Annotated in this window: 9 protein-coding genes and 2 pseudogenes; 8 read left to right on the plus strand and 3 right to left on the minus strand. The window is 68.6% G+C overall.

The features are described from left to right. A partial coding sequence (locus ABT170_RS40280) for an MFS transporter (RefSeq protein WP_351876171.1) occupies positions 1-851 on the minus strand: 851 nt, incomplete at its 3' end. 64 nt (positions 852-915) lie between these two features. Between ABT170_RS40280 and ABT170_RS40285 the strand changes: the two genes are divergently transcribed. Both ABT170_RS40285 and ABT170_RS40290 read left to right on the plus strand, forming a co-directional pair. After that, a complete protein-coding gene (locus tag ABT170_RS40285) occupies positions 916-1,269 on the plus strand; it encodes a MerR family transcriptional regulator (RefSeq protein WP_331734227.1) in 354 nt (117 codons plus the stop codon). A 434-nt stretch (positions 1,270-1,703) separates the two neighbouring features. Then, positions 1,704-2,105 (plus strand): hypothetical protein, encoded by a 402-nt coding sequence (locus ABT170_RS40290; RefSeq protein ID WP_351876175.1) that lies wholly within the window; start codon positions 1,704-1,706, stop codon positions 2,103-2,105. A 17-nt stretch (positions 2,106-2,122) separates the two neighbouring features. On the opposite strand, the gene ABT170_RS40295 is transcribed toward ABT170_RS40290, so the two are convergent. Further along, positions 2,123-2,356 (minus strand): hypothetical protein, encoded by a 234-nt coding sequence (locus tag ABT170_RS40295; protein ID WP_351876178.1) that lies wholly within the window; start codon positions 2,354-2,356, stop codon positions 2,123-2,125. Between the two features lie 128 nt (positions 2,357-2,484). On the opposite strand from ABT170_RS40295, the gene ABT170_RS40300 reads away from it, so the two are divergent. Then, positions 2,485-3,279 carry a WD40 repeat domain-containing protein gene (locus ABT170_RS40300; RefSeq protein ID WP_351876181.1) on the plus strand — a complete coding sequence of 265 codons (795 nt, stop codon included), beginning with the start codon at positions 2,485-2,487 and terminating at the stop codon, positions 3,277-3,279. A gap of 73 nt (positions 3,280-3,352) precedes the next feature. On the opposite strand, the gene ABT170_RS40305 is transcribed toward ABT170_RS40300, so the two are convergent. Then, entirely contained in the window at positions 3,353-3,628 is a 276-nt protein-coding gene (locus ABT170_RS40305; RefSeq protein WP_351876184.1) for a hypothetical protein, read from the minus strand. A gap of 519 nt (positions 3,629-4,147) precedes the next feature. Between ABT170_RS40305 and ABT170_RS40310 the strand changes: the two genes are divergently transcribed. The 5 genes and pseudogenes from ABT170_RS40310 to ABT170_RS40330 form a co-directional block, all read left to right on the plus strand. Continuing rightward, positions 4,148-4,744: a GntR family transcriptional regulator gene (locus tag ABT170_RS40310; protein ID WP_351876187.1), complete on the plus strand. Its 597-nt coding sequence runs from the start codon at positions 4,148-4,150 to the stop codon at positions 4,742-4,744. Between the two features lie 161 nt (positions 4,745-4,905). Next, a pseudogene (locus ABT170_RS40315) lies at positions 4,906-5,690 on the plus strand (1-deoxy-D-xylulose-5-phosphate synthase N-terminal domain-containing protein); the annotation flags it as partial. 144 nt (positions 5,691-5,834) lie between these two features. Continuing rightward, on the plus strand, positions 5,835-6,590 hold the full coding sequence (locus ABT170_RS40320; protein ID WP_351876190.1) for a DsbA family oxidoreductase: 756 nt from the start codon (positions 5,835-5,837) through the stop codon (positions 6,588-6,590). 227 nt (positions 6,591-6,817) lie between these two features. Then, positions 6,818-9,472, plus strand: coding sequence for a pyruvate dehydrogenase (acetyl-transferring), homodimeric type (gene aceE / locus ABT170_RS40325; RefSeq protein WP_351876193.1), 2,655 nt, complete (start codon positions 6,818-6,820; stop codon positions 9,470-9,472). Next, positions 9,385-10,746, plus strand: a pseudogene (locus ABT170_RS40330) (2-oxo acid dehydrogenase subunit E2); the annotation flags it as partial. The gene aceE and the pseudogene ABT170_RS40330, both read left to right, overlap by 88 nt. Positions 10,747-11,523: the final 777 nt, after the last annotated feature.

Here is an 11,523-nt window from a genome sequence, read left to right on the forward strand (position 1 = left end):
CGGCGGTCCACCAGTGCCGCGGCCGCCCCGACGCCCGCCGCGCCCGCCGCGCCGTACGCCAGCAGCGCCCAGCCGATCGCGGACCCGCCGAGCCCGGCGCGCTCCAACAGCGGTGCGACGTAGGTGTAGAGCGCGAACTGCCCCAGCATCACGACCAGCGTCGTGCCGGAGACCACCAGGACACCGGGCGTCCGCAGCACCGCGGCCACCTGCTTCCCGCCCCGTGCCCGGTCGCCGGGCCACGCGGGCAGAGACCGCGCCACCAGCGCGGCGAGCAGCAGCGCGAGCGCGGCCAGGCCGCCGAAGGCCGTCCGCCAGCCGACCGCCGAGCCGACGGCTGCCCCGAGCGGCAGGCCGGCCGTCAGCGCGACGGCCTGGCCCGCGAACACGATCGCCACCGCCCGGCCGACCCGCTCGGGGGCGACCAGCCGGGCCGCGTAGGCCGCGGCCGTCGACCAGAACACCCCGGCGAGCAGACCGCCGGCCGCCCGCGCCACGGCGGTGAGCACGAAGCTCCCGGAGACCGCCGTCAGCACGTTGACCACGGCGAACCCTGCCATGAGGGCGACCATCAGCGAGCGTCGGGGAAAGCCTCGGGTGAGCGCCGTCAGCGGTATCGCCCCGAGGGCCATCGCGTAGGCGAACGCCGTGACCAGGAGCCCGGCCGCGTCCTCGGACACGCCCAGATCGCGGGCCGTCGAGGGGAGAACCCCGGCCGGCAGCATCTCGGTGGTCAGGGCCAGGAACACCGCCGCCGACAGGCTGAGCAGCCCGGCGACGGGCCAGCCCGGAGCGGGGCTCACAGGAGTGGAGGAGACGGAGGAGGAAGAGGGTTGTGCTGTCTTCGACATGACTGGGACACTAAAACTCTGACATCGATGTGAAAGTCAATCCCAGCCGTGTGAGGTGGCACACATGAGGATCGGCGAGCTGTCCCGGCGCACCGGGGTGAGCCCGAGGCTGCTGCGCTACTACGAGGAACAGGGCCTGCTCGACCCCGTCCGGGAGGAGGGCAACGGCTATCGCAGTTACCCGGACAACGCGGTCCGGTGCGTCCAGCAGATCCGCGGGCTGCTCGACTCCGGTCTGTCGACGCGCGCCCTGCGCTCGGTGGTCCCCTGCCTGCACGGCTCGGTGACTCTCCCGGCCGCCCCAGGGCCGGAACTGACCGCCCTGCTCCGGCGCGAACTGGACCAGCTCAACGAACGCATCGACTGCCTCACCCGCAACCGCGACGCGATCCACGACTACCTCGGACCCCGCTCCTGAGTCCTGCCGCGTCGTCCGAGGAGGCGTTCCGGGAGCTGCGGGGCACGGAGGTCGCTCCAGGCCCCTGACCAGGTGCGTGAGTTGGCGCAGGCCGGACGCGAACGCCGGCTCGGAGGTGTTGCCGTATCCCAGGACGAGTCCGTTGTGGGCGGCTTCGGGGAGCAGGGAGTGCTGGGACAGGGGCCGGGGCCATCCGGTGGCGGCGGGCGGCGCGGTCCAGGGGCTGGTCGGGAGCATCCGGCGGCAGTCGCACGGGCAGGTGCATCCCGCTGTCCCGACCGGTCACGGTGTGGGCCACGTCGAAGTGTTCGGCCAGCGCCGTCCTGAGCGCGTCCCCGTCGACGACGGTAGAGGCGGCGCGTCATGTTGCCGCGGTCGGTGCGGATTCGAGATACGCCGCAGCAGCCATCGTCACCGGACTGGGATCCGAGAGGATGTTCACCCCCGAAACCAGGCATGCCCTGGTCCATCGCGCCGCCCACCCCACTGTGGAGAAGAAACTGCAGACCGGGTTCGACCAGGACTACAGCCCCCAGCTCAACGCCGAATCGGGCTTGCCCGGATGGACAGGCGCCCACAGATACCACGTTCGTTTCCCTGACCATGCCCGCCGGCACCGTCGTACGCGAGTACAGCCGGGACAGGTCATGGTCGATGTCTGGGCATCAGGACTCTTCAGTCTCACCGGAGACGGCCGCCCCGCCCCCGCCACCAACTGGCTCACCCTGACCGTCCGCTTGAGATGGACAACCACAGGATGGCGGATGAACGGTCTCTCCCAGACCGAGGGCCCCACCCCGGGCAAAGAGATCCTGGGGCAGACTCCGCCGCTCTAGCCGAGGCAGGACTGCGGCTAGCGGCCGGTCCGGCCGAAATGCACGGTGGTGCAGATGCCCGTTGACGGCCGTCGAGAAGTTGCTTCCTCGACGACGGGCGGCTGCTGTCGCTCGACGGAAACACGCTGGAGCTGTGGGACGTCGAGGCGCGCAGCAAGCTGGCGTCGGCCGACAGCGGCGGCAGCGGCGACATGGCGGTCAGCCCCGATGGCCGCCATGTCGTCGTGGCAGCGTTCGGGTATTTCGCTCATACGGTGCACGAACTGCCGTCACTACGGCTGGTCCGCACCTTCGAGTCGGTCCCGCTCCGCGTGGTGACAGGGCCGCAGCCGGAGTGGACCGCCATGGCCCGTCTGCCGCGGCGGATCACACCAGCGCGGTGGCGTTCGCCCCGTCCGGACGCCACCTGGTGACCGGCGACCGGGGAAACAACGTGCACCTGTGGGACCTTTCAGTGCTCCTGGACGCGCTCGACGGCGGTGATTGCCCGATCGACCCGTCCACCGGCCGGTACACCAGGACCGGCATACCGGCCACACCACTCGGCCGCCACGCCGGCTGGGTCTCGGCGGCCGGGTTCGCCGACGACCGCACCGTGGTGACCGGTGGCTGGGACGGTGCCGTGCTGGTGTGGGACACCGCCAGGCCCGGGCACCCGCGACGGCTGGGCAGTCATGCCGGGGACGTCACAGCCATCGACGTCAGCCCCGACGGGCGCACCGTGCTGTCCGCCGCCTCCGACGGGGTGGTCACTCTGTGGGACCTCGAAGCGGACACCGACGACGCGCCGCCCTACACGTTCCCCTACGGCGGTCACTGGCCGAAGATCGCCATGCGCAGCGGCCCCGGGGCGGGCAGGGTCACCGTCACCGTAGGCAAGCGCACCGCGACATGGTCGAGCGACGGCACACGGCTCGTCGAGCCCCACGGCCCCCGGCGCCCCTCAAAGGCGTCGGCCCGCTCGGCGTTCCCCCGTCTCGGGCTCTACGCCGAGTGGCAGTTCGGATGGGAGATCCCTGCGGACCGCTGCTTCCGCCTGCGGGACGACACGACCGACGCGGTCGTCGACGAGATCCATCTCGACGCCGCGCCGGTCAGCTCAACCGCCGTGGACGCGTCCACCCTCGCCGTCCTCGACGATGCCGGACACCTCAGCCTGTGGCACCTCGCCTGACCGGAAATCTCAACAGTCAGGTGGGCATGGCGAAGTAGCCCCCGGTGGCGTGCGCTGAGAGTCTCAAGTGCTGTCAGGCGGTGGCCGGGGTGAGGTGACGTCGTGGCCGAGGGCCTTGAGCTGGCGGGCGAGGTCTCGGCTCGCGGCCCTGGTCGGGGTTGCGGGCGTGGAAGGCGCAGGGCTTGAGGGTGCCGGCCGAGCCGAGAGCGGTTCCTCCGGCGGTGCTCCAGGTGCCTTTGGTGCCGGTGATCGTGGTGAAGTCGAGGGTGTCGGGCAGGCGGACGGCAGCGGTGACGGACGTCGCGTTGTCGGTTGTGCCGACGTTCTTCAGCTCCCATTCGAGGGCCACGTCCTGCCCGGGGGCGGGCTTGTCGGGCGTTCTCGTCGTCGACGATACGTAGAGCTGGTCAGTATCGGAGAGACGGTCAGGACGTTCCTGACCATGTTCTGTGACGCGGTCACCTTGGTAGTGGTGGTGGCCGCGCTCGTATTCTTCATCGTGCTGGGAAGCATCACTCTCGGCACCCGGATGGTGTCGAGGCGCACCTCACTGGTCTTCAGACGGTTGGAGTGCAGCCCCGGCCCTTCGGCGTGCTTGCGCCGGACCAGCAGTGCGGCCGGCCGCGCAGCTGGCGACGGCGGGGCGCAGCGGGGCAGGGACGGCTGAGCAGCCCGCCGAGCAAGGGTCTGTTCTGCCGGGGACGCGGTTCTTGGTGTCGAGTACTATAGTGGGTAAATGATCGATCATTGCTCAAATGGTGAGCGGAGGAGAGCCGAGTTGCCACTTCCCACAAGCCCCGCAGCTCCCCCGTCCTCCAAAACGACCAGGCCGGGCTTCTCACTGGAGCGGGTCCCTCTGCATGAACACGTGCGTACATTCGTCCTCGAAGGCCTGGTGGCCGGCCGCTGGGAGCCCGGGGACCGCATCGTCGAGCGCCGGATCGCGATCGAGCTGGGCATCAGCCAGGCGCCGGTGCGCGAGGCGCTGCGCGAGCTGGAGATCATGGAGCTCGTGACGTCTACACCCAACAAGGGCGTCCGGGTACGGGAGCTGACCTTGGATCAGCTCCGGGATGTGTACCTTGTCCGCGCCTCTCTGGAGCGCCGCGCCGTCATGCTGGCCGCCCCCCGGTTGGCCGGTAACGTCGCCGCACTGGAGCAACACCTGCTCGCGATGAGCCGCGCGGCCGCCGAAGGGGACATTGACAGCCAAGCACTGCACGGCGTGGCCTTTCACCGCACCATCGTCCACGCGTGCGGAAATCCCGTGCTTATCCGGCACTGGGACTGGCTGGGTGTGGAGGCCTGGACCCGTCTCTCGCTGCGGTGGTTGCGCACGGAACTGCACGACAACGCGGAGGACCACGAGGAGATCACCGAAGGCCTGCTCCGAGGCGACCCGCACTTGGGACGCCTCATGGAACTACACGTCATGGACTACGCACACGAGTCAAAAATCGCCTGACGCCCGGGAATCACCTGACGCCAGGACCCGTTCCCTGACGCGGCTGCATCGCACGCATTTGATCGATCATTGAGCAATACTGGATTTCCGACGCCGCCGCCCAGCACTGCGGCCTGACGGAGAAGGGATGAGCTGCCGTGTCCGTAACGGGGCCTTGTCCCATGATCTTGAACGCCGAGCCGGACAGCGACGCCCGTCGGACCGCCGGTGGTCCGCGAACGCTGAATGAGGAGGAACGTGTGTCACTGCCGGCCCGCACTCGAGGACCGCGCGATCTCAACCGACTCACGCCCGGACAGCTGGCCGCACTGGTCCAGGAGATCCGGTCCTTCCTGGTGACCGAGGTCTCCAAGACGGGCGGCCACCTCGGGCCCAACCTCGGTGTGGTGGAACTCGCCATCGCGCTGCACCGGGGCTTCGACTCGCCGCGCGACCGCATCCTTTTCGACACCGGCCACCAGTACTACGTCCACAAGCCGCTCACCGACCGTCAGGACTTCTCCCGGCTACGAATGAAGGGTGGCCTGTCCGGCTACCCGTCGCGCGCCGAGTCCGAGCACGACGTGATCGAGAACTCGCACGCCCCCACCGTCCTCCCGTACGCCGACGGCCTGGCCGAGGCCAACCAGCTGCTGGGCAAGAACAGCCCGGTCGTCGCGGTGATCGGCGACGGCGCATTCACCGGCGGCATGGCCTGGGAGGCGCTCAACAACATCGCCGACGCCAAGGACCGCCCGGTCGTCATCGTCGTCAACGACAACGGCGCTCCGACTCGCCCACCATCGGCGGCTTGGCCAACCGCCTCGCCACCCTGCGCACCACGAAGGGCTACGAGCGTTTCCTGTTCTGGGGCAAGGACACGCTCCAACGCACCCCGATGGTCGGCCAGCAGCTCCTCGAGACCCTGCACGGCGTCAAGAAGGGCCTCAAGGGCTTCATCGCCCCCCTTGCGGTGGCTGCGCACCGAGCTGCACGACAACGCGGAGGACCACGAAGAGATCGCCGAAGGTCTACGCCGGGGCGATCCGTACCTGGGACGCCTGATGGAACTGCACATCATGGACTATGCGCATGAATCGAGGAACGCTTGATGCCTACGACCGACGCTCAGAACCCCGCAGACGACGTACCGCCGCACCATGTGGCGCGGCTCGCCGACCCACGCACCACCACGTCCCCCGGCACTCTGACGATCTTCTCGGACATCTGGTGCTCCTTCGCTCACGTCGCCATGCATCGCCTGCACAGCACACGGGAACGACTCGGCCTGACCGAGCGGATCCGGATCAACCACCGCGCCTTCCCTCTGGAGCTGTTCAACGGCGGGCCAAGTCCACGCCGTGGCACCGACTCCGAGGTCGGAGGGATCGCGCATATCGAACCGACCGCAGGGTGGCAGATGTGGCGCTCACCCGACTGGAAGTTCCCGTCCAGCTCACTGTTCGCCCTGGAGGCAGTGCAGTTGGCCAAGGAGCAGGGGCCTGCGGCGGCTGAGGCGCTCGACCTGGCCATACGCCGGGCGTTCTGGGCCCACAGCAGGCCCATCGGTGCCCACTCGGAGATCCTCGCTCTTGCTCGCGAAACGCCCGAAGTGCGTGAAGAGCTGATCGCGGCAGGCCTGGACGACGGTCGTGCCCGTCGCCTCGTGACGCTCGACTTCGAATGCGCCCGCCGCCACCAAGTTCGGTGCAGCCCGCACGTCTTCGCGTCCGACGGTCGCGAGTGGGCCAATCCCGGCGTCGAGGCGACCTGGCACGGAGACTACGGAACCGGCTTCCCGACGATCACTCGAGACGATCCGAACGCGTGGGAGACAATCCTGCGCACCGCCGACGAACTGGCCTAACAACGGTGATGCATACAGCCATTTGATCGATCATTGAACATTTCTGATCAGTGCGGTTAATCGCGCGACCTGACAGCACGTAGTTTCCGCAGAAAGAAATCGATCTTCCACAGTAAGGAAGATTGGGCGCAAGGGTTCGACGACCACGGCCGGCCGGTTCCACCAAACAACCGGCTTCCAAAGGCCGGTCCGGTTCCGTTCGGCCCGCGTCACAGAAGGGTGATCCCATGTCCTTGAACCACCAGTTGGACCAACTGCCCGAACCCGATCCTCAGGAAGTGGCCGAATGGCTCGCTTCTGTGGACGGTGCGGTCGGCGCCGTCGGTCCGCAGCGCACAGGGCGACTGCTGCAGCGAGTCGTCGACCACGCGCGCCAGGCGGGAGTACCTCTGCCGCCGCAGTCCGTGACTCCGTACGTCAACACGATCCCGACCTCCGCTGAGCCGGCCTATCCCGGCGACGAGGCGATGGAAGCGCGGATCACGGCGTGGAACCGGTGGAACGCCGCAGTCATGGTCACCCGCGGCAACGAACGCGGCGGCCTGGGCGGACACATGGCCACCTACGCATCGGCCGCTTGGCTCTACGAAGTCGGCTTCCAGCACTTCTTCAAGGGCAAGGATGCCGACGGCAGCGGCGATCAGCTCTACATCCAGGGCCATGCCTCCCCGGGTGTCTATGCCCGCGCCTTCCTCGAAGGACGCCTGAACGAAACCGAGTTGGACCGATTCCGAATGGAGGCGGGTGGCGGCGGTCTGCCGTCCTACCCGCACCCGCGGCGGCTGCCCTGGCTGTGGGAGTTCCCCACCGTTTCCATGGGGCTCGGCCCGCTCTCGGCGATCTATCAGGCGCGCTTCAACCGCTACCTGCATCACCGCGGGATCAAGGACACCAGCCACAGCCATGTGTGGGCGTTCCTGGGCGACGGCGAGATGGACGAGCCGGAGTCCATGGCCGCTCTCGCTCTCGCCGTCCGCGAGGAACTCGACAACCTCACCTTCGTCGTCAACTGCAACCTGCAGCGCCTCGACGGCCCGGTACGCGGCAACTTCAAGATCATGCAGGAGCTGGAGGCCCGGTTCCGCGCGACCGGCTGGAACGTCGTCAAGGTGCCCTGGGGCGTGGAGTGGGACGGCCTGCTTGCCGCCGACGCCGACGGGCTGCTTCTCAACGCTCTCGACACCCTGCCCGACGGGCAGTTGCAAACCTTCGCCGCCCGCGACGGTGCGTACATTCGCGAGCGTCTGTTCACCGGCGCGCTCGCCGGACTGGCCCGCCCCTACAGCGACGAGGACCTCGCCCGGATCGTCGGCACCTCGCGCGGGGGACACGAACCGCGCAAGATCCACGCTGCCTACCGGGCCGCGCTCGAGCATCGTGGGGCTCCCACCGTCGTCATGGTCCAGACGGTCAAAGGCTGGACGCTCGGCCCCGGCTTCGAGTCGCGCAACGCCAACCATCAGATGAAGAAGCTGTCCGGCAAGGAGTTCCGCGTCATGCGCGACCTCCTTGAGCTGCCCATCCCCGACACCCGGTTGGGTGAGGGCCTGGTCCCGTACGCACATCCGGGAGCCGACTCCGAGGAGGTTGCCTACCTTCAGGAGCACCGCCGTGCGCTCGGCGGTCCGGCCCCGGCCCGCAGAGTCGTCGCCCGGCCGCTCCCAGCCCCCGCTGACAAGCCGTTCGCCGCGCTCGCCAAGGGCTCGGGCACCCAGGAGATCGCCACCACCACGGCCTTCGTCCGCCTGGTCAAGGATCTGATGCGAGAGAAGGAGACAGGCCCGCGCTGGGTACCGGTCGTTCCGGACGAAGCTCGCACCTTCGGCATGGAGTCGCTGTTCCCGTCCGCCGGGATCTACTCCCCCAAGGGCCAGACGTACGAGCCCGTCGACCGCGACCAGCTCCTCTACTACAAGGAGTCCACCAGCGGGCAGATTCTCAACGAGGGCATCACGGAGGCCGGTTCCCTCGCTTCCTTCACCGCCGCCGCGACCTCGTACGCCACGCACGGCGAGCCGGTGATCCCCTTCTACATCTTCTACTCGATGTTCGGCTGGCAGCGCACAGCTGATCAGTTCTGGGCCCTGGCCGATCAGCTGGGCCGTGGATTCGTCGTCGGCGCCACGGCAGGTCGCACCACCATGACGGGCGAGGGCCTCCAGCACGCCGACGGCCACTCGCACCTCATCGCCTCCACCAACCCCGCATGCCTCCCTTACGACCCCGCCTTCGCCTACGAGGTCGGCGTGATAGTCCGCGAGGGGCTCCGGCGTATGCACGGTGAGACCCCTGAGGACGTCTTCTACTACCTCACCGTCTACAACGAGACCAAGATCCAGCCGCCGATGCCACAGGCAGCGGGAATCGAGGAAGGCATCCTGCGCGGCCTGTACCGCTACCGGCCCGCCGACACCGCCACCGCGGACGCCCCACGCCTGCAACTGCTCGCCTCCGGCACTGCGATCCACTGGATCCTCCAGGCTCAGGAGCTGCTCGCCGCGGACTGGAACGTAGCCGCCGACGTGTGGTCGGCCCCCTCCTGGACATTGCTGCGCCGCGACGCCATGGAAGCCGAGGCCCAAGGACGTACCCCGTACGTCACCGAAGTGCTGACCGACGCACCGGGGCCGGTCGTCGCCGTGTCCGACTGGATGCGCGCCGTCCCGGACCAGATCGCTCCCTGGGTGCGGCAGCAGTGGACCTCCATGGGCACCGACGGCTTCGGTCTCTCCGACAACCGGGCCAACGCACGCCGCCACTTCGGTGTCGACGCCGAGTCCATCGTCGTACACACCCTGCGCACGCTCGCCGCCCGCGGCGACGTGAAGCCGAACGTGCCCGAAGCCGCCACTCAGCGCTACGGCCTGACCGGGAAGGGATGAACCGCATGTCTGTCTCCGTAACCCTGCCCGCGCTCGGCGAGTCGGTCACTGAGGGCACCATCACCCGCTGGCTGAAGACCGTCGGTGAGGAGGTCGCCGAGGACGAGCCGCTGCTCGAGGTCTCCACCGACAAAGTCGACACCGAGATCCCCTCGCCCGTCGCTGGTGTTCTCCTGGAGATCACCGTCTATGAGGACGAGACGGCCGAGGTCGGCACGAAGCTCGCCGTCATCGGTGCTCCCGGTGTCGCTCCGGCCACTGCCGCTCCGGCCGAACCCTCTGCCCCGGCTCCGGCTGCCCCTGCGGCTCCCGCCGCCCCGGCTCCGGCCCCCGGGCCGACCGCCGTGTCCCCCGCGGACGACAGCGCCTACGTAACCCCACTGGTACGCAAGCTCGCGTCGGAGAACGGCGTGGACCTGTCCACCGTCAACGGCACCGGTGTCGGTGGCCGCATCCACAAGCAGGACGTCATCGCCGCCGCCGAGGCCGCGAAGACTACCGCTGCCGGCCCGGCCGCCGCGCCGAAGGCCCCAGTCCTGGAGGCCTCCCCGCTGCGTGGCCAGACGGTCAAACTGCCGCGCATCCGCAAGGCCATCGCGGATGGCATGCACAAGGCGCTGCACGAGCAGGCCCAGCTGTCCTCGGTCATCGCGGTCGACATCACGAAGCTGATGAAGCTCCGTGCCAAGGCCAAGGGCGGCTTCGCCGCCCGCGAGGGCGTCAAGCTCTCCCCGATGCCGTTCTTCGTCAAGGCCGCCGTCCAGGCACTGAAGGCCCACCCGGTCATCAACGCCCGCCTGAACCACGACGAGGGCACGATCACCTACTTCGATTCGGAGAACGTCGGCATAGCCGTCGACTCGGAGAAGGGCCTGATGACCCCGGTCATCAAGGGCGCGGGTGACCTGAACATCGCGGGTATCGCCAAGCGGACCGCCGAGCTGGCCGACAAGGTCCGCACGAACAAGATCGCCCCGGACGACCTGGCGGACGCCACCTTCACGATCTCCAACACGGGGTCGCGCGGTGCACTGTTCGACACGGTCATCGTCCCGCCGAACCAGGTAGCCATCCTGGGCATCGGCGCCACGGTCAGGCGCCCGGTCGTCATCTCCGCCCCAGAGCTCGGTGACACGATCGCCGTGCGCGACATGACCTACGTGACGCTCTCCTACGACCACCGCCTGGTGGACGGCGCCGACGCGGCCCGCTACCTGACGACGGTCAAGCAGATCCTCGAGGCGGGCGAGTTCACCGCCGAGCTGGGCCTGTAAGCGCCCCAGGAGCGCCTCAGATGCTGAGGACATGGGCATGTCCCTAAGCGACGGGCGGGGCAGCCGGTGGTGGAGTTCGGGGCCCAGGTTCGTTTCGGCGGAGCGCGGTGGCAGGTTGTCACCCTGTCCAGGCAGGGCGACAACCTGCTCGGTGAGAACGGAGAGGACCAGGTGGTGCTCGCCGGTCACCTGTTCGCCGACCCCGGGTTCACGGTCCTGGGCGCGGAGCAACCGGTACAGGCAGTGCCGCAGTGGAGCTGTTCGAGACTGAGGCGGCCCCTGGTAAGGGTGGTCCAGGAAAGCATGCCAGCCCGAGTCGCAGCCGTGGCCGAGGAACCGCCCGACCTCTGGCGCTTCGCTCAGGGCGAAGAGTACACACTCGTCCAGTGGGGCCTGTCCGGGCAGCCGGTCCGAAACTACTGGTGGACCTGCCGGAACACCCGCACCGCCCACGTCGACCCGGACCACCACGCCACAGTCCTGAGGGTCATTGAGGAGACACCGCCCGCCGGATGGGGCCGACAGGACCGCAGCGCCGGGGCCAGGCCAACCGAGCACATATGGTGCACCACGTCCGACGGAATCGTGCATCGCCTAGGACGTTTCTTCTGGATCACTCCCGCAGGAGCTGGTTGTCAGTGCGGGGTGGGAGAGTCCTGGGCATGACGTTGCCGGAGAATCGTGAGCGAGTGCTGCCTGAGATCGGACGCGACTTGCTCGACGTTCTCGTCATCAGGACCGACTTCAGCGACGACGAGGCGTGGAACACGGTGGTTG

This window comes from Streptomyces sp. NPDC001787 (assembly GCF_040297465.1).
Lineage (GTDB): Bacteria > Actinomycetota > Actinomycetes > Streptomycetales > Streptomycetaceae > Streptomyces.